This window comes from Granulicatella elegans ATCC 700633, from assembly GCF_000162475.2.
Taxonomy (GTDB): domain Bacteria; phylum Bacillota; class Bacilli; order Lactobacillales; family Aerococcaceae; genus Granulicatella; species Granulicatella elegans.
In genome coordinates this window covers 1,668,222-1,686,677 of sequence record NZ_KI391971.1, presented here as the reverse complement: position 1 = coordinate 1,686,677, position 18,456 = coordinate 1,668,222, and the positions used below count along the sequence as shown (strand labels likewise).

Below are 18,456 nucleotides of genomic sequence, written 5' to 3'. Positions count from 1 at the left end.
GAGAATTCGGATGCCAAAAGGAACAGATAATAAAGTTTTAGCACAAAATCGTAAGGCAAATCATGATTATACGATTTTAGATACGATTGAAGCAGGTTTAGTGTTAACGGGAACAGAGATTAAATCGGTTCGTCAAGCTAGAATGAATTTGAAAGATGGTTATTGTAGTTTTAAAAATGGGGAAGCCTTTTTAGTAGGGGTTCACATTAGTCCGTTTGAGCAGGGGAATATTTTCAATCATGATCCGCTTCGTACGAGAAAGTTGTTATTGCATAAGAAGCAAATTCAGATGCTAGAGCAAGAGGTAAGACAGGCGGGGAATACGGTTGTTCCATTGAAGGTTTATATTAAAAATGGGGTTGCCAAGTTATTGATTGGGATTGCTAAAGGTAAGAAAAACTATGATAAGCGCGAAGCGTTAAAACAAAAAGATATCAAGAGAGACGTACAGAGAGAGCTCAAAAACTATCGTTAGACTACGAAAGACTTCCTGTATAGTAGCATAGGACGGCAGCAGCCTCGCAAAAATGCGAGTCTCATGCCTAAATTTCGAGCCTTGGTCTCGAAATTTCCTAATAATAGTAGCCGATGTTTCGGCTACTATTATGGATGCTACTATGAGGAAGTCTTTCTCCGTTTTACGTGAGGAGATGAGGGTACGTTTAGAATGAAGGCTTGCGTTTATATGTATACTACAGGTTAGATTTTTTATAAAAATCCGTTTTAAAAAATATTTTTAAAACTTTTTATCGTATCTATATAGTGAAGAGAAAATTAAGGAAAGTTCGATTTTTCTTCATGAAAATAGAAAGGGTGTTATAATATGGAAGAACGGATTAAAGATGCAAGGCCAATGATGGATTTGATGGCAAAGAAAGTGTTTAGTAATACAGAAATAACAGCACAGTTCATACGAGATATTCTTGATTTGCCTGTACAAACAGTTACCATACTAGATGGCACACAAATACATGAACAACAATTTGAAGACTTTTTGACTTATATGACAAGCATCGATGTCTTAGCTGCTTTACAAGATGGAACACAAGTTATTATCGAAATTCAAGTAGCATTTCAAATTGACTTTATCAAGCGTTTATGGTTATATCTATGTGAACAAGTATCTAAAAATTTAGATGTGTATAAAAAAGATGGTGTACAAACGCATAGATTAGCAGAAGAAATGCTTCCAGTGTATACAATTGCCATTACGCAAAAAAGATTTTTCGATGATGAAAGAATGATTCATTCGTTTAGTTTAAGAGATGATACTACGAGTGAAGAATTAAAAGTACACTTTAAAGGAATTGACGAAAAGAGAAATCTTGTACGAATGGTAATTTTAGAATTAGAAAAATATCATAATACAGATATACAACACTACCGTAAAGTTCGATGGATTGAGTTTTTTGGGAATAAACCTTATACACAAAATCCTGAGACAATATTGAAACAAGCTGATCAAATCATTAACCCAGTCGGATGGACAAAGGAGGAGAAAGCCATGTTAGATGAAAGAACAAGATACCTTCAAGCATATTACGGGCATTTGGCGACTGTAGAATATCAAAAAGAAGAAGCTTTAAAACAAGGATTAGAACAAGGATTACAGCAAGGTAGGATTGAAACTATAGTAGATTTAATTAAAAATGGAATCTTATCGAAAGAAATAGGGGCAGAGCAATTAAATATTTCTGAAAAAGAATTAAATATGTACTTATAAAGACGAGAAAGACTTTTTGTTTTGGCAAGAAGTCTTTTTTGTTTCCATGCAGAAAAACTATGGAACATAATAGTTAAAAACTATACTAAATATTTATTTAAAGTTATTGACAATAACTTGAGTATATATTATATTATCTACAACAGATAAATAACTGATGCAATGAACAGATAAGTAAATAAAAGCGAACGTAAAAAGAGAGTCCGGTTGGTGAAAAAGGATGCAGGAACTTTATTGAAAATGGTCTGGGAGCAACAGGAGTGATAAAGCTTCTGCGAATGGTGCCCGATACCGTACTAGAGTATAAACATGTACTTATAGAGTAACAAGCTGTGAAGTTTGTTAAAAATAGAGTGGTAACGCGATCCTTCGCCTCTAGTCAAAAACTAAGGTGGAGTTTTTTTATGGCTTAAATACTTGTAACATCAATTATCTGATTCGAAGATTGACGGAATGCGCGCCCGTTAATCATCATTTATCAATGTAAAAAGAAAAGGGGAATTTATTTATGAACATTTCAAAATTAATTAAAACAGCAGCATTAGGATTAGTAGCTACAACATTAGTAGCATGTGGAAACGGAGCATCTCAATCAAAAGATTCAGCAACAACAGCAGCTCCAAAAGTAGAAGATAAAAAGATTACAGTAGTAGCTTCACCAGCACCACACGGTGAAATTTTAGAAGCAGCTAAATCAATTCTTAAAAAAGATGGATATGATTTACAAATCAATATTGTAAATGACTACGTAACACCTAACCAAATCGTATTCGGAGGAGATGCAGATGCAAACTACTTCCAACATACACCTTACTTAGAAAAATTCAACAAAGAACATAATGAAGACTTAGTAAGCGTTGGGAATGTACACATCGAACCAATGGCTATCTACTCTAAAAAATATAAATCTTTAACAGATTTACCAGAAAACGCAACAGTATATGCTTCAACAAACCCAGCTGAAGTTGGACGTTTCTTAGCATTCTTTACTAAAGCAGGTTTAATTAAATTAAAAGATGGCGTTAAACCAGTTGACGCTCAATTAAGCGATATCGTTGAAAACAAAAAGAACATTCAAATCAAAAATGAAATTGCTCCTGAATTATTAGTATCAACATTTGAAGCTAATGAAGGTGATGCAGTAATCATCAACTCAAACTTCGCTATCGATGCAAAATTATCTCCTAAAAAAGATTCAATTGCTTTAGAAGATGAAAGCTCACCATATGCAAACTTAGTAGCAGTTAAACCAAAAGATAAAGATTCAGACAAAGTTAAAGCTTTAATCAAAGCATTACAAAGTGATGAAATCCGTAAATTTATTTCTGATAAATATGCAGATGGATCTGTAATTCCTGCAAAATAATGATAAAATACAAGGTGTGGCATACGCTATTTGCCACACCTTTTTTAGAGTATAAGGAGAAGAATGATGATTAAAATACAAGAAGTTTCTAAAATTTATCATGGCAAACAAGGAATCGTTGAGGCGGTAAAAGATGTTTCATTAAATATTAACAAAGGCGAAATTTTTGGAATTATCGGTTTTTCAGGAGCTGGTAAAAGTACATTAATTCGTTTATTAAATGGTCTTGAATCCGTTACAACAGGTCATATTTTTGTTAATGATAAAGATATTACTACATTAAAGAAAAAAGAATTATTACAAGAACGTCGTAAAATTGCGATGATTTTCCAACATTTCAATTTATTATGGTCACGTACAGTGGAAGAAAATATTGCTTTTTCATTAGAAATTGCTGGAGTTGCAAAAGATGTTCGCCAAAAGAAAGTAGCTGAATTAATTGAAATAGTAGGCTTAACTGGAAGAGAAAAATCTTATCCATCTCAATTATCTGGTGGACAAAAACAAAGAGTTGGGATTGCTCGTGCATTAGCCAATGATCCAGAAGTATTATTATGTGATGAAGCAACAAGTGCATTAGATCCAAAAACAACAAAAGATATTTTGAATTTATTAGTAGAAATTAATAAACGTTTGGGATTAACAATTGTATTAATTACACATGAAATGCATGTTGTTCGTCAAATTTGCCATCGTGTTGCTGTAATGGAACAAGGTAGAGTGGTTGAAACTGGAGAAGTATTAGAAGTGTTCAAAAATCCTCAACAAACCATTACAAAACAGTTTGTTGGAGAAGAACGTTCTGAACAAGATTTACAAGATGTTTTTGAACATTTATCAACTTCACTTCGTCCTGGAGTAGCTGTTCGTATTCAATATTTAGGTGATACTACTGCAGAAGGGATTTTATCAGAAGTGATTCGTAAACTAGATGTTTCGATTTCAATTTTACAAGCGCATGTAAATGTAACTCAAAAAGGTGTACTTGGAAGTATGATTATTTTAATTGAAGAAGAATCTGCTAAAGCTGAAGAAGTGATTGATTTCTTAAGAAAAGCAGAAATTATTGTGGAGGTACTAGAGAATGTTTAATGTGTTTTTAGCTCAAACGAGTTTTTCAGAATTATTCCATGAGATGCTTAGTTTTAAAAATGTAGATTGGAATGAAGTCATTAAAGCGACTAACGAAACAGTTTATATGAGTTTTCTATCTACTTTCTACGTATTTATTATTGGCTTAGCGCTTGGTTTATTTTTATATTTAACAAGTCCTGGTAGAAGTTTAGAAAATAAATGGGTGAATTTATTCCTTTCTGGAATTATTAATATTTTCCGTTCGGTTCCATTTATTATTTTACTGGCTTTATTAATGCCTTTTACGAAAGCGTTAATGGGAACTATTTTAGGGCCTAAGGGTGCGATTCCTACTTTAGTCATTAGTGCAGCACCTTTCTATGCTCGTTTAGTGTCTATTTCGCTAAATGAGATTCCTTCTGGGGTTGTAGAAGCGGCTGAATCCATGGGTGCTACGACTCGTCAGATTATTACGAAGGTGTTAATTCCTGAATCGCTTCCTGCGTTAGTGTCAGGTATTACGGTAACAACGATTGCGTTAGTGGGTTCAACTGCTGTTGCGGGTGTTATTGGTGCTGGGGGATTAGGAAACTTGGCTTATATGATTGGTTTTACTCGTAATAAGCAGGATATTATTTTTGTGGCTACGGTTGCGATTTTAATTCTTGTGTTCTTGATTCAGTTTGTCGGAGACTATGCAGTGAAGAGGATCGACAAACGCTGATATAGTCGAAATAGACTTCCCAATTGTGGTAGCAGAGGACGCCAGCAAACCTTCGGTTTCATGGCTAAAATTTGAGCCTAGGGTCTCAAAATTTCCTGTCCTATAAGCCAACTTGGCTTATAGGACTAATGCTACTACGGGAAGTCTTTTCTTTTATGGTAGTATCTTACGTTTTTTGTTAATACACCAGAAAAACTGTTATCCGTACAAAAATTAAAAATACAACGGACTTTTTAAGTGGCCAAGAGATTCGCAAAGCGAAGCTACTGGCGTCCATTGCTACAACCCCAAAAGTCCGTTGAATTTTTATTTTTCTAAATGATAAAGCTGAAAACAGCCTTTTCATGAAATTTACATCATTTACATTGTTAGAAGTGGTTGACAAGTGTATTATTTTCCTTTATCTTATGTATGCAAACCGGTTCCACTATGTGGTTCCCAATTGAAAAAAGAAAGGATAGTTCAACATGAATTATGATGTAATTGCAAAAGAAGTCCTTGAAAATATCGGAGGACGTGAAAATGTTCAATCTGTTGCACACTGTGCCACACGTTTGAGAATTATGGTTCTAGATGAATCAAAAATTAACAAAGAAGCGATTGATCAATTAGAAGGAGTAAAAGGCGCATTCTTTAACTCAGGTCAATACCAAATTATTTTCGGAACAGGAACAGTGAATAAAGTCTATGAAGCTGTTGCCCGCTTAGGAGTAGCAGAAACTTCAACAGCACAAATGAAAGAAGAAGCTAAAAAACAAGGGAACTTATTCCAAAGAATGAGTAGAACATTTGGAGATGTATTCGTTCCAATTATCCCAGTCTTAGTAGCAACAGGATTATTCATGGGATTACGTGGATTATTAACAAACCCAATTTTCCTAGGATTATTCGGAATGACACCTGATGTTATCGACAAAAACTTCTTATTATATACACAAGTATTAACAGATACAGCCTTTGCTTTCTTACCAGCCTTAGTAGCATGGTCAACCTTTAAAGTATTCGGTGGTTCACCAGTACTTGGAATTGTATTAGGATTAATGTTAGTAAACAGCGCATTACCAAACGCTTATGTAGTAGCTGCCGGTGGAGCAGAGCCAATCGTATTCTTTGGTTTCATTAAAGTAGTAGGTTACCAAGGAACAGTATTACCAGCATTCTTCGTAGGGATGATTGGTGCTAAATTAGAAAAATGGTTACGTACAAAAGTTCCAGATGCATTAGATTTATTAGTAACACCATTCTTAACATTCTTAGTAATGAGTGTTCTTGGATTATTCATCATTGGACCATTCTTCCATTCAGTAGAAACAGTCGTATTAAATGCAACTGAATTTGTTTTACAATTACCATTTGGTCTAGCAGGAATTATTATTGGAGGATTACAACAAGTTATCGTAGTAACTGGAGTTCACCACATCTTTAATTTCTTAGAAACACAATTATTACAATCTTCAAAAATTGCTACAGGTGTGGAATTAAATCCATTTAACCCAATTATTTCAGCAGCAATGGCTGCACAAGTAGGAGCAACATTAGCAGTTGCCTTCAAAACAACAGATACAAAATTAAAAGCTCTAGCATTACCATCAGCTTTCTCTGCTGCATTAGGAATTACAGAGCCAGCAATTTTCGGGGTTAACTTACGTTTTGGTAAACCGTTTGTAATGGGATTAATCGGAGGAGCTACAGGAGGTTTCTTAGCAGCTTTATTCCAATTAAAAGCAACAGGTATGTCTGTAACAGTATTACCAGGGATGTTATTATTCTTAAATAGCCAATTCCCATTATATGTACTAGCGATCGCAGTAGCCTTTGCAGTAAGTTTTGCTTTAACATATACAATCGGTTATAGCGACGATATGTTGAAAAAATAAAATGTAAAAAAGAAAGTCGAAGCGTCACATGATAGCTTCGACTTTTATGTAGATGAGGAGTATCAATGAGTTTAATAAGAAAGAGTAATACTGGAAAATATGGCTTAGTGTATCATATTGTTCCTCCTTATGGATTAATGAATGATCCAAATGGATTAATTTATTTCAAAGGGCAATATCACGTATTTTTCCAATGGAATCCAACGGATACAAAGCATGCGAATAAACATTGGGGACATCTTGTTTCTGACGATATGATTCAATGGAAAAGAGTAGAACTAGCATTAGCTCCAGACCAATGGTTCGATAAAAGCGGCGTTTATTCAGGTAGTGCATATGTTCATCAGAATCAATTATGGTTATTTTATACAGGGAATGTAAAAGATGAAGAAGGAAATGCTTCTAGTTATCAATGTTTAGCAGTGTCAGAAGATGGCATTCATTTTGAAAAAAAAGGTCCATTATTTGAACATCCTAAAGGTTTTACAAGACATGTGCGTGATCCAAAAGTTTGGTATGATGCACGTGTAGATCATTATTGGATGGTTGTAGGAGCTCAAACGGAAGATTTAAAAGGCGATACATTAGTGTATCGTTCAGAAGACTTACTTCACTGGGTACTGAACGGTTCGATTAGTACGGAAGAAAAAGACTTCGGTTATATGTGGGAATGTCCAGATGTGATTCCATTTGAAGAAAAGGATGCCTTTATTTATTCTCCACAAGGAATTGAAGCTCAAGGAGAACGATTCAATAACTTGTATCAAACAGTTGTGCAATTAGGGAAGTTTACAATTGATGGGAAATTCATTGTAGAAGAGGACAACTTAACTGAAGTTGATGCTGGATTTGATTATTATGCTCCACAAAGTTTCCAAGCAGAAGATGGACGGATTCTTCAATATGGTTGGATGGGAATTCCAGAAGGGAAAGAAGGGCTCATCCCAACAATTCAAGATGGATGGATTCATGCCTTAACAATTCCACGTGAAGTGTGTATTCAAAATGGAAAATATCTTCAAAAACCTGCACGTGAATTATGGGATTTAACAACTAATGTACAAAAAATCCAATGGAATACGACTCGTTTTGAATCGGTCTTTTCTTCACCCACACAAGTGTGGACAGTGAATTGGAAAGAAGCCGTTCAGGATAAATTAGCGATTCAATTACGCAATGAAATTTTCATTCAATATGATGCAGAAACTCAAGTATTATCTGTCAGTCGTACCGATTGGGAAACAGGAGAAAGAGAAATAAGAGAAAGAACGTTACAATCTCCTCTGCAACATCTAAATGCTTGGATGGATTACTCAAGTTTAGAATTATTTGTTAATGAAGGAGAAGAAGTATTTACGCTTCGATTCTTTACAGAAGAAGATTCTTTGGACTTCTTGATTCAACAAACAGCTGAGCAAGAAATGGAAATGGAAGTGTATAGTATGAAAGAAAGTGGATTTATCGCTGAGTAAGGCACATACGTTAGGCTTTCTTACATTTTTATCCACACATAACACTTGCTTTCTAGCTATTTTTTCGGTAGTATAATGCATGGAATAGTAAGTTCTTTAATGGGTACAGAAAGTTCTTCATAGCTGAGAGAGAACCCCCGCTTTTAGAATTGAACCTACCAATAGATTGATTATGAAAATAATCCGGTTTGCGTACCGTTATCACGTTCCAAGAGACATTTAACAATGAAAATGTAATTAAAGGTGGTACCGCGAGTCATTCGTCCTTTTTATAGGGAGAATGGCTCTTTTTGTTCCACGATATTTAGAAAAGGAGTGCTACTATGGCAGAAAAAACAAATTTACAAAGAGAAGATTTCTCAAAATGGTATATCCAAACCATTCAAAAAGCTGATTTAATGGATTATTCACCAGTGCGTGGATGTATGATTTTCAAACCAGACGGATATGAAATTTGGGAACATATTCAAGAAGAATTTAACCGTCGCTTTAAAGAGGAAGGAATTCGTAATGCTTACTTCCCAATGTTAATTCCAGAAAGCTTCTTCACAAAAGAAGCAGATCATATTGAAGGATTTGCGCCAGAATTACCATGGGTAACAGAAGCAGCAGGTGAAAAATTAGAAGAACGTTTAGCATTACGTCCAACAAGTGAAACAATGATTGGAACTGCGTTCTCAAACTGGATTAATTCATACCGTGATTTACCATATGAAGTAAACCAATGGGCAAATGTATTCCGTTGGGAAAAGAAAACTTTACCATTCTTACGTACATCTGAATTTTTATGGCAAGAAGGACATACAGCTCATGCGGATGAAGCAGATGCACGTCGTCGTACAATGAAAATGTTAGATATTTATAAAGAAGTAGTAGAAGGCGTATTAGCCGTTCCTGTTTATGAAGGACAAAAGACTCCATCAGAACGTTTTGCGGGTGCAGTAGATACTTACTCAATCGAAGCAATGATGAAAGATGGAAAAGCTGTACAAGCTGGAACTTCTCATTATATGGGTACAAAATTTGCGGAAGCATTTGATATTAAATATTTAACAAAAGAAAATGAACACGTACACGCGCATACAACTTCATGGGGAGTTTCTACTCGTTTAATCGGTTCATTAATTATGACACACGGAGACGAACAAGGATTAGTATTACCTCCAAAAGTAGCGCCAACACAAGTAGTCTTAATTCCAGTTGGACCATGGAAGAAAAATCCAGCTATCTTAGAAAAATTAGAAGAATTACAACAACAATTAAAAGCAGCAGGATTACGTGTGAAAATTGATGATACAGACAACTCACCTGGATTCAAATTCAATGAATGGGAATTACGTGGAGTTCCAATGCGTATTGAATGTGGGCCACGTGATTTAGAAAATAATCAAGTAATGACAAAAATGCGTGACTTAGATGAAAAAGTTGCGGTAGGTTTTGATGTATTATTAGAAACAATTCAATCTGAATTAGAAAAAATGCAAGGACGTTTATTAGAAACTGCTCGTGCAATGCGTGCTTCTAATGAATATACAAACATTGATACTTTAGATGAATTAAAAGCTCATATTGAAGCAAAACGTGAAGCTGGCGAAGTACCTGGTTGGGTATTGGTTGGTTGGGATGGAACAGAAGAAACAGAAGCGAAAATCAAAGAAGAAACTGGATTTACGACTCGTAATATTCCATTCAACCCACCAGTGAAAAAAGAAACATGTATCGTTTCAGGTAAACCAGCAACACAAACAGTATGGATTGCAAGAGCGTACTAATAATAATGTGCGAAGAAAGATGTTATGAATCGAACCGTTGGAAGAAGAAGCCGAGGGCGACGAAAGTCGCACCGGATTCCTTCTGAAACGCACGTCGATTCAATCTTTCTGAGCCGTATTCAAACAGTGTGTGAAGAAAGATGTTATGAATCGAACCGAAACGCACGTTGATTCAATCTTTCTGAGCCGTATTCAAACAATGTGTGAAGAAAGACAATTTGAATAAATGATTGAAGAGGGTAAAAGTGCAAGGGGAGCACGACTTGCCCTCCTTCACACTTTTTAAACAAAACTAGAAAGGAAGTGCTCTATGCCCGTATTGGCTATTGATACCTCAAATAAAACTTTATCGGTTGCCATTGTCAAAGATGAGGGAACGATTGTTGAACAAACAGTTCCAGACACTTTACAACATAGTGTCAAACTAATGCCGGCAATTCAAGAAGTACTTCAAGAAAGTCAAGTCAGTATGCAAGAACTAACAGGTGTTATTGTTGCCAAAGGACCAGGTTCGTATACTGGACTTAGAATTGGAGTAACAGTTGCAAAAACTCTTGCGAAGACATTGCGTATTCCGCTAAAAGCTGTCTCAAGTTTACAAGCAATTGCTACAAATGTTGTAGAAGTTGTTCCTGAGGGAGCTTATGTTGTTCCGTTTTTTGATGCTCGTAGAGATAATATTTTTACTGGTCTTTATCAAGTGAACCAACAGTTTCCTCAATTAATAGCCCCAGAACGTCATATTTCTTGGGTTGATTGGTTAGAAGAGTTAGCGACTTATGAAGCTCCTCTTTATTTTGTAGGACAATTGACAGATGCACAAAAAGAGTTGGTTATTGAGAGATTAGGAGATAAAGTGGTATTTGCTAAAGAAAGTGATGCCATTGCTCGTGCTGGACTCTTTGGTAAATTAGCACAAGATACATCAGAAGAAGATGCAGACGTTTTTGTGCCAACTTATTTAAAATTAGCGGAAGCAGAAGAAAATTGGAAAGCGAACCATCAAGAAGAACAGGAGACAAACTATGTGGAGCGCATGTAAAGATTGGACACAATCTTTATGGCAACAATTAGAAAAATTAGCAGAACAAGCAATTCCTGTAGGAGACTTTATTGTCACCAAAATTCCTCAGCAATCAAAACGAACTCCTTTATCAAATGGGTTCATTGCGACGATTCGCCTTGCGACCATCGAAGACATTGATGCGATTGCCTATGTAGAAGAAGAAGCGTATATGGGAAATCCACCTTGGATGAGAGACGCTTTTGTAGAAGATATAACGTATAATACAAAAGCCATTTATATTGTTCTTGAAATAGATGACGAGATTCAAGCGTTTATCGGTGCAAGAGTGACTACGGAGGATCTTCATATTACGAATATTGCTGTTCATTCAGATGTACGATTTTTGGGATGTGCGACCTTATTAATGAAGCAATTAGAAAAGTATGCACGATTTTTAGAAAAAGAGTCCATTTCCCTAGAAGTTAGAGTCTCCAATAAAAAGGCCATTCGTTTATATGAGAAATTTGGATTTGTTCAAACAGGATATAAAGAAAAATATTATAAAAATGAAGTAGAGGATGCGGTACTGATGACTTATCCATTACCCCCTAAAACGCCAGAATCATTCTCCTCATCAGAGTTTTCGTTTAAACGATTAACGGTTGAAGATGAGGTGGCAGAACAGTTATACCAATTAGTGCAACAACATTATGAACATCCTGGGCATTGGAGCGTACAAGCATTCCAAGAAGATATTGCTTCTGAACATGGAGCTTATTATGGTGTGTATCATGTGGATACTTTAATTGGATTTGTTGGAATGCAAGTCGTCTTAGATGAAGCAACGATTACGAATATTGTGATTCACACAGGATTCCAAGGGAAAGGACTTGCCCAACGTTTATGGCAAATGGCGTGTTATGATTTAGGAATACAAGAAGTCGCAACAGTATTTTTAGAAGTACGAGAATTTAACCATCGTGCTCAGCAATTATATGAAATTTTAGGATTCGAATGTTATCACAGAAGACGTGATTACTATACAGATCCATTAGAAGATGCCTTACTCTATCGATTAGAGCTCAAGAAAGGAGCATGTGAACAATGACAAAGGAAGTCGTTATTTTAGCCATTGAAAGTAGCTGTGATGAAACAAGTGCAGCAGTTGTTGTCAATGGCCGTACATTATTATCAAATATTGTCGCTTCTCAAATCAAAAGTCATATGCGATTTGGAGGAGTTGTACCAGAAATTGCAAGCCGTCACCATGTAGAACAAATTACGCAAGTGATTGAAGAAGCATTAGTGCAAGCCGGCAAAACAATGGACGAAATCGATGCGGTGGCAGTGACTATTGGCCCAGGATTAGTCGGAGCATTATTAATTGGGATTTCAGCTGCAAAAGCAGTAGCACTAGCAGCGAATAAACCATTAATTGCCGTTAATCATATGGCAGGACATATTTATGCAAACCAATTAATTGAACCATTGCAATTTCCATTAATGGCATTAGTCGTTAGTGGTGGACATACAGAATTAGTCTATATGCCACAGGATGGACAGTTTGAAATTATTGGAGAAACACGAGATGATGCAGCTGGAGAAGCCTATGATAAGATTGGAAGAATTTTAAACTTACCTTATCCAGGTGGAAAGAAAATGGATGAATTAGCGCATATTGGAGAAGATGTTTATGATTTTCCAAGAGCAATGATTCATGAAGACCATTATGATTTTAGTTTTAGTGGATTAAAATCAGCTGTTATTAATCGTATTCATAATGCAAAACAAAAAGGCGAAGAAATTGTGCCAGAAAATGTCGCGGCAAGTTTCCAAGCAAGTGTTGTAGAAGTATTAGTAGAAAAAAGTAAACGTGCACTACAAGAATATCCGGTGAAGCAATTTGTATTAGCAGGAGGAGTCGCAGCAAACCGTGGACTTCGAACAGGATTACAAGAGATGATGCAAAGTCATTATCCAATGGTGACATTCTCAATTCCACCAATGAATTTATGTGGCGATAATGCTGCAATGATTGGTGCAGCTGCATATTCAAAATGGTTAGAACAAGATTTTGCAGCAATGGATATCAATGCAATGCCTGGTTTAGAACTAGGAGATTAGGGAAATTATTTTGGAATTTTAAGCTAAGAAAAATCTATTTCAGCTAATAAAAATAGTTGCATTCTATGTCCAAGCATGCTATTATACTTGTGTTGCTTTATGCATAAAATAAAATAACTCTGGATTAGGCAATAATTCAGGGCAGGAGGAATAGAAAATGAAACAAGGAATTCACCCAGAATATCGTCCAGTTGTTTTCATGGATACAACTACTGGATTCAAATTCTTATCAGGTTCAACAAAATCATCAAACGAAACTGTACAATGGGAAGATGGTAACGAATACCCATTATTACGTGTTGAGATCACTTCAGATTCTCACCCATTCTATACAGGTCGTCAAAAATTCACACAAGCAGACGGACGTGTGGATCGTTTCAACAAAAAATACGGTCTCAAATAAGAAGACAATTCTCAAGCCTTTCTCGATTTCGAGAAAGGTTTTTTTGTGTTTTAGAGGAGCAAATTTTATAAGAAAACTAGTAATTTTTTCAGGAAAATACTTTTTAAAAATTAAATTAAGTTATTTGTGATAGGTTTCTCTAAATAAAAAAATATATATTTTTGTAAAAATGTAAATAACTTTATTTAAAAGAAAGAAAACGTTTGACTTTACAAAATAAAAGAGTAACATAAGGGATATATACTGCCATTTTTATGCTCATTATGCAGAGGAGGAAAGGGGAAGAAATTATATGTTTTTTTATAATAAAAACCAGCAAGTAAATGAGAAGAGACAAAAATTCTCAATACGTAAGTATAAAGTAGGAACATTTTCAGTCGTAGTCGGTGCATTATTTTATTTGAATGGAATTTCAAATATAGTACAGGCTACTGAAATTTCTGAAAATTCAGTTCCAGCAACGGTTGAAGAAAAACAATCGGGTGAAAGTAAAAAAGCGGAGGAACCACAACAGCCAAAAGTTCAAGAAGGTGTCAATACAACCGCAACTCAACCAAAAGTAACAGAAAAAACTGAAATTGAGACAAAAAAAGAAACCTCAAAAGCAGAAGTAAAACAAGGGGATGTAGCAGTTGATTCTATGACAGAACATCCAGTTGCAGCATCTAAAGTAGAGACAAAACCAGTTTTAGAAAATAAGGAAACTCAAAAAGAGAGTGCTGAGAATGAGGCATTCATTCAAGAACTAAATCAAGTATTGCTTGAAGGGAAATCTCTTGAGAGCAATGTGCACATTGCCTTTCGATTAGAAGTAGAACAACTTGCTAAAGAAATGGAAGAAGCAATAAAAAATTCAAAAAGTATTACAAAAGATATTATCGAGCAGTATAAAGAAAAAATTCAAAACCTTAAAAAGAAAAATGATGAGTATCAAAATGGCTTAAATGAAAAAGTAAATAAAATTAAAGCATTACAAGAGGAAATTAACAGTATTTCGTCTTCTATTCAGTATACACTTGAACCACAAGAAACAGCATTATTAAAAGTAGCGGGAGAATTTTCTGTTTCAAGACAAACAGTTGAAGAAGCAGATGGACTAATTACTTCTTTAAAACAATTAAGAAATAAAGTAGCCAATCGAATGACACGAGCTCATTCTGGGAAACGTGACCCTAGAAATGGCCAACCGATTGCTGGTAAGGATGAGAGTGGGTTTAGGGCGGTATACTTTTTACCTACTCAAAATCAGCATGGAAGAGGAGAAGCTGGGTTAGTTAATGAAACTAGAACTGATTTGACGTATTATAATTCTGACGAGATATACTCATTTATGAGAGTTTTAGGTCAAAGAGGTCCAGGAGAACCTTTATATAAGTATGAATATGGAGAAAATAGAGGTAAGGAAGATAAATCACCATATTATTTAAAAACTGTAGGTGTTATTAGTGGTTTAGATAAGCTTAAAGGTATAACATTGAGAGTTGCTTATAAAAATCCTCGTACTGGAAAGGAAGACTTTCAGGATATCACATCTGGTGTATGGCCTGTTAATAATCCAGAAGTTAAAGCGGTTATAAGAGGTTGGCTTGGGCGTTATGATAAAACGGGAGAAGCTGTAGAACCTGGTGATTATAGAGTAACTATTGCAGCAGGAAGAAAGAACCCGGAAAATAGTATTACTTATACATTTCATGTAAAAGCTCAAAGTGAGCGTAATACGGTTAATGATTTGGCAACACCAACTTATGTAGATGATGTCCGCCATTTAACGGAAGCTGAAAAAACAGCTTTAATTAAAAAGTTTGAGGCTGCACACCCGGGAGTAGTCAATAGACCAGTGCATGTAGACTATGATCACGCCGAAGTTTCTGCAGACGGTGCAACAATGACGATTCACTTTAAAGATGGATTTGCTCCTAAAACAATTCAAACAAATGCACAAAATGATGCCGTAGCAAAACATCAAAATATTACGGCATTATATGGAGATCCACATGATTTCTATAAAAATCCTAGAAATTTAGTGAAATCAAAAACAGGAAATGAACTTCCATCTACTGTTGATGTAACGTGGAAAACACCATTTAATTTACAACAACCGGGAACACGAAATGCTGTTGTTACAGTAACTTATCAAAATGGAACCGTTAAAGATGTATCGACACCATACACAGTTCTAGATTTTATTGGAAAACAAGACAAACGTATTTACCAAAATCAAAGTGGTGAACTTGGTGATGCTAGAAGTTATATTACTTTATCAAATGGAACTACACCCGCAACTGATTTAACGATTCGTTGGAAAGGTGGTTCTACTGTAGATACTTCAAGACCAACGGTTCATCATAAACAAATCGAAATTCTTCGTGGAAATACGACGATGAAAACAGTAGATATTCCAGTTCAGGTTGTTGATAATATTAGACCAACAGTAGAAATTCCTTATGATAATCCAGGTAACCAAGAAGTTTATGTATATTCACATGAAAATAATAATATTACTTTAAAAGCAAAAGATAATAATGGAAAAGTTTCAAAAGTTTACTTAGCTTTTCCAGCAGATAATAGACAGGGATTAGGACAAGAAGATAGTAGCTATTTAGGTGGTGGAAGCCCAGATGGCTTATATTTAACAGCTACTAAGATTAAGTCAGAAACAACAGGTTCAGATGTACAACCAGCGACAATTACTGTAAGTGGGAATATTAATAATCAACCATTTACCGGTGAAAAATCAATTACTCGTTATTTATACACCGAAGATCCAGCTGGAAATGCGAACTATGAACATGTAGGACACGCGAATGACAATGGAGCACCAGGACGTGTTCGTTTTGTATGGAAACCACAAACGTTCAAATATACAGCAACTGCAAATTCTCAAACACAAGCAGTTAGCTATAAAGAGGAACCAAGCGCAGAAGCAAGTATCAATAAAACAGGGTTACCATCAGGGACAACATATACTTGGAAAACAAAACCAGATACATCAAGCCCTGGTAACAAATCTGGGGTAGTAGAAGTAACATATCCAGATACTTCAAAAGATACCGTGAATGTAACTGTAAGTGTTCGTAAATTGAGTGATGAATATGCTCCTACGGGAAATAAAATCGTAAGAAATCAAAATGCTGCTATAACAAATGACGACCTAAAAGCAGCGGTTAATATTAGTAATAACGGTAAGATTAAGGTGAAATCAGTTACTCCTGTCGGAACAATTAGTACAGCAAATGCAGGAACTCAAACGATTAAAGCGACTGTTACTTATTTAGATGATACGACAGATCCAGTTGACATACCTTTAGAAGTAAAAGACGTAACAGCTCCAACGATTACAACACCAATCGATAGACAAAATTGGGATTTAATTGCATTGGATAGAACATCACCTTCTATAAAAGTTGCAGCTACTGATAATGCAGGAGGAACTGGTGTTAAATCAACAACGGTAACGGGCTTACCAGATTTCTTAGTATATGACAATACGACTAAGACAATTAAATTTAAAAATGGAGTTCAAGAAGTAACAAAATTACCTGTTGGACAAGATAGTAAAACTTATACTGCAACTATTCAAGTAACAGATAATGCAGACAATCCTAGTCAAAGACAATTTACGATTACCGTCAAATCAATGACAACAAAATATAATGCGACACCGAATGTGCAAAAACAAACGGTGAGTTATGGTGCTACACCAGATGCAGGAACAAGTATTAATAAAAATGACTTACCAACAGGTACGACATACACATGGGCTACAACTCCAAGTACAACAGCAGGACCTGGAGATAAAGCAGGTAGCGTAACTGTAACATATCCTGATGGCTCAAAAGATACGGTGAATGTAACGGTAAATGTTCGTGCACTTAACGATGAATATAATCTTGCAGCAACTGAAATCGAAGTAAATCAAAATGATCAGGTATCTAATGATAAATTAAAAACAGTAGTGTCGGCGACTTCAAAAGTAGGGAAAGTTAATGGAACTGACAAAATTTCAACAGTAACAGCTCCAACAGTTAACACTGCAAATTATGGAAGTCAAAACATTACAGCGACAGTTACATTTAAAGATGGAACAGTAAAAGAAGTTACGATTCCATTGAAAGTAAAAGATGTTACGGATCCAACAATTCAATCACCAGCAGAAAAAACAAACTGGGAAATGACTGCCTTAGACAAAACTTTACCAAATATGGAAGTAAGAGCTGAAGATAATGCAAATGGTAGTGGGATTGCTACGATTGAAGTAAATAATATACCTCCATTCTTAACATTTGATCAAACTTCTGGAACAATTGTGTTCAAAGAAGGGGTTCAAGAAGTACCGAGAATTGATTCTGATAATGTAAGTTATGGAGTGACAATAGTAGCTAGAGATAAAGCAGGGAACTCTACATCGAAATTAGTGAATATAACAGTTTCATCAATGCGTGGAAAATACACTCCGACTGGAATCCCTCAAGAAGTGGACAATGGACACGTTCCAGATCCAGAAACAAGTGTAAACAAAACAGGGTTACCAGAAGGAACAACTGTTACATGGAAGACAAGGCCAGATGTTAGCACACCGGGTAGTCATCCAGGAGTAGCGTTAGTTCATTATCCAGATGGAACGGAAGATGAAGTTGAAGTACCAGTAACGGTAAAAGAACAAAAAGATACGTTCAATCCAACGGCAAAAGAACCGAACCAAACGGTTCGTCACAACGAAGTACCAGATCCAGAGAAAAGTATTAATACAAACGACTTACCAGCAGGAACAAAATATAGCTGGTCAGAACAACCAGACACAAGTAAACCAGGAAGTAAGACAGGAAAAGTATTAATCACATATCCAGATAAGAGTACGGAAGAAGTGACGGTAACGGTAAACGTAACGCCACAAAAAGATGAATACAATCCAACC

Annotated in this window: 12 protein-coding genes, 1 pseudogene and 1 other annotated feature; all 13 genes and pseudogenes read left to right on the top strand. The window is 35.5% G+C overall.

The window, feature by feature from the left end; translation table 11 throughout:
- Positions 1–10 precede the first annotated feature (10 nt).
- Positions 11–475 (top strand): SsrA-binding protein SmpB, encoded by a 465-nt coding sequence (smpB, locus tag HMPREF0446_RS07790; RefSeq protein WP_006703881.1) that lies wholly within the window; start codon positions 11–13, stop codon positions 473–475.
- 348 nt (positions 476–823) lie between these two features.
- A complete protein-coding gene (locus tag HMPREF0446_RS07785; protein WP_006703880.1) occupies positions 824–1,723 on the top strand; it encodes an Rpn family recombination-promoting nuclease/putative transposase in 900 nt (299 codons plus the stop codon).
- A gap of 508 nt (positions 1,724–2,231) precedes the next feature.
- Positions 2,232–3,089, top strand: coding sequence for a MetQ/NlpA family ABC transporter substrate-binding protein (locus HMPREF0446_RS07780; RefSeq protein ID WP_006703879.1), 858 nt, complete (start codon positions 2,232–2,234; stop codon positions 3,087–3,089).
- 66 nt (positions 3,090–3,155) lie between these two features.
- Positions 3,156–4,181 (top strand): methionine ABC transporter ATP-binding protein, encoded by a 1,026-nt coding sequence (locus tag HMPREF0446_RS07775; protein WP_006703878.1) that lies wholly within the window; start codon positions 3,156–3,158, stop codon positions 4,179–4,181.
- Entirely contained in the window at positions 4,174–4,887 is a 714-nt protein-coding gene (locus tag HMPREF0446_RS07770; RefSeq protein ID WP_020991446.1) for a methionine ABC transporter permease, read from the top strand. Before HMPREF0446_RS07775 ends, HMPREF0446_RS07770 begins: the two co-directional genes overlap by 8 nt.
- A 467-nt stretch (positions 4,888–5,354) precedes the next feature.
- A pseudogene (locus tag HMPREF0446_RS07765) lies at positions 5,355–6,746 on the top strand (sucrose-specific PTS transporter subunit IIBC); the annotation flags it as partial.
- 83 nt (positions 6,747–6,829) lie between these two features.
- Positions 6,830–8,236, top strand: coding sequence for a glycoside hydrolase family 32 protein (locus tag HMPREF0446_RS07760; protein WP_006703875.1), 1,407 nt, complete (start codon positions 6,830–6,832; stop codon positions 8,234–8,236).
- A 66-nt stretch (positions 8,237–8,302) separates the two neighbouring features.
- Positions 8,303–8,507, top strand: a binding site (T-box leader).
- A 52-nt stretch (positions 8,508–8,559) separates the two neighbouring features.
- Positions 8,560–10,008: a proline--tRNA ligase gene (gene proS / locus HMPREF0446_RS07755; RefSeq protein WP_006703874.1), complete on the top strand. Its 1,449-nt coding sequence runs from the start codon at positions 8,560–8,562 to the stop codon at positions 10,006–10,008.
- Between the two features lie 310 nt (positions 10,009–10,318).
- Positions 10,319–11,050, top strand: coding sequence for a tRNA (adenosine(37)-N6)-threonylcarbamoyltransferase complex dimerization subunit type 1 TsaB (gene tsaB, locus HMPREF0446_RS07750; protein ID WP_006703873.1), 732 nt, complete (start codon positions 10,319–10,321; stop codon positions 11,048–11,050).
- The gene (gene rimI / locus HMPREF0446_RS07745) at positions 11,034–12,122 is read left to right on the top strand and encodes a ribosomal protein S18-alanine N-acetyltransferase (protein ID WP_006703872.1); all 1,089 of its coding nucleotides are present in this window, start codon (positions 11,034–11,036) and stop codon (positions 12,120–12,122) included. Before tsaB ends, rimI begins: the two co-directional genes overlap by 17 nt.
- A complete protein-coding gene (gene tsaD, locus HMPREF0446_RS07740; RefSeq protein WP_006703871.1) occupies positions 12,119–13,138 on the top strand; it encodes a tRNA (adenosine(37)-N6)-threonylcarbamoyltransferase complex transferase subunit TsaD in 1,020 nt (339 codons plus the stop codon). The genes rimI and tsaD overlap by 4 nt, the downstream gene beginning before the upstream one ends.
- A 157-nt stretch (positions 13,139–13,295) precedes the next feature.
- Positions 13,296–13,541: a type B 50S ribosomal protein L31 gene (locus tag HMPREF0446_RS07735; protein WP_006703870.1), complete on the top strand. Its 246-nt coding sequence runs from the start codon at positions 13,296–13,298 to the stop codon at positions 13,539–13,541.
- Between the two features lie 292 nt (positions 13,542–13,833).
- Positions 13,834–18,456 (top strand): Rib/alpha-like domain-containing protein (locus HMPREF0446_RS08600; protein ID WP_020991445.1); only part of this gene is annotated, 4,623 nt, incomplete at its 3' end.

What these genes read in the sequence shown, in the direction of transcription:
- HMPREF0446_RS07785 (WP_006703880.1), top strand. Translation starts at nt 824, where the DNA reads ATGGAAGAACGGATTAAAGATGCAAGGCCAATGATGGATTTGATGGCA.
- HMPREF0446_RS07780 (WP_006703879.1), top strand. Translation starts at nt 2,232, where the DNA reads ATGAACATTTCAAAATTAATTAAAACAGCAGCATTAGGATTAGTAGCT.
- proS (WP_006703874.1), top strand. Translation starts at nt 8,560, where the DNA reads ATGGCAGAAAAAACAAATTTACAAAGAGAAGATTTCTCAAAATGGTAT.
- tsaB (WP_006703873.1), top strand. Translation starts at nt 10,319, where the DNA reads ATGCCCGTATTGGCTATTGATACCTCAAATAAAACTTTATCGGTTGCC.
- HMPREF0446_RS07775 (WP_006703878.1), top strand. Translation starts at nt 3,156, where the DNA reads ATGATTAAAATACAAGAAGTTTCTAAAATTTATCATGGCAAACAAGGA.
- HMPREF0446_RS07770 (WP_020991446.1), top strand. Translation starts at nt 4,174, where the DNA reads ATGTTTAATGTGTTTTTAGCTCAAACGAGTTTTTCAGAATTATTCCAT.
- rimI (WP_006703872.1), top strand. Translation starts at nt 11,034, where the DNA reads ATGTGGAGCGCATGTAAAGATTGGACACAATCTTTATGGCAACAATTA.
- HMPREF0446_RS07735 (WP_006703870.1), top strand. Translation starts at nt 13,296, where the DNA reads ATGAAACAAGGAATTCACCCAGAATATCGTCCAGTTGTTTTCATGGAT.
- smpB (WP_006703881.1), top strand. Translation starts at nt 11, where the DNA reads ATGCCAAAAGGAACAGATAATAAAGTTTTAGCACAAAATCGTAAGGCA.
- tsaD (WP_006703871.1), top strand. Translation starts at nt 12,119, where the DNA reads ATGACAAAGGAAGTCGTTATTTTAGCCATTGAAAGTAGCTGTGATGAA.
- HMPREF0446_RS07760 (WP_006703875.1), top strand. Translation starts at nt 6,830, where the DNA reads ATGAGTTTAATAAGAAAGAGTAATACTGGAAAATATGGCTTAGTGTAT.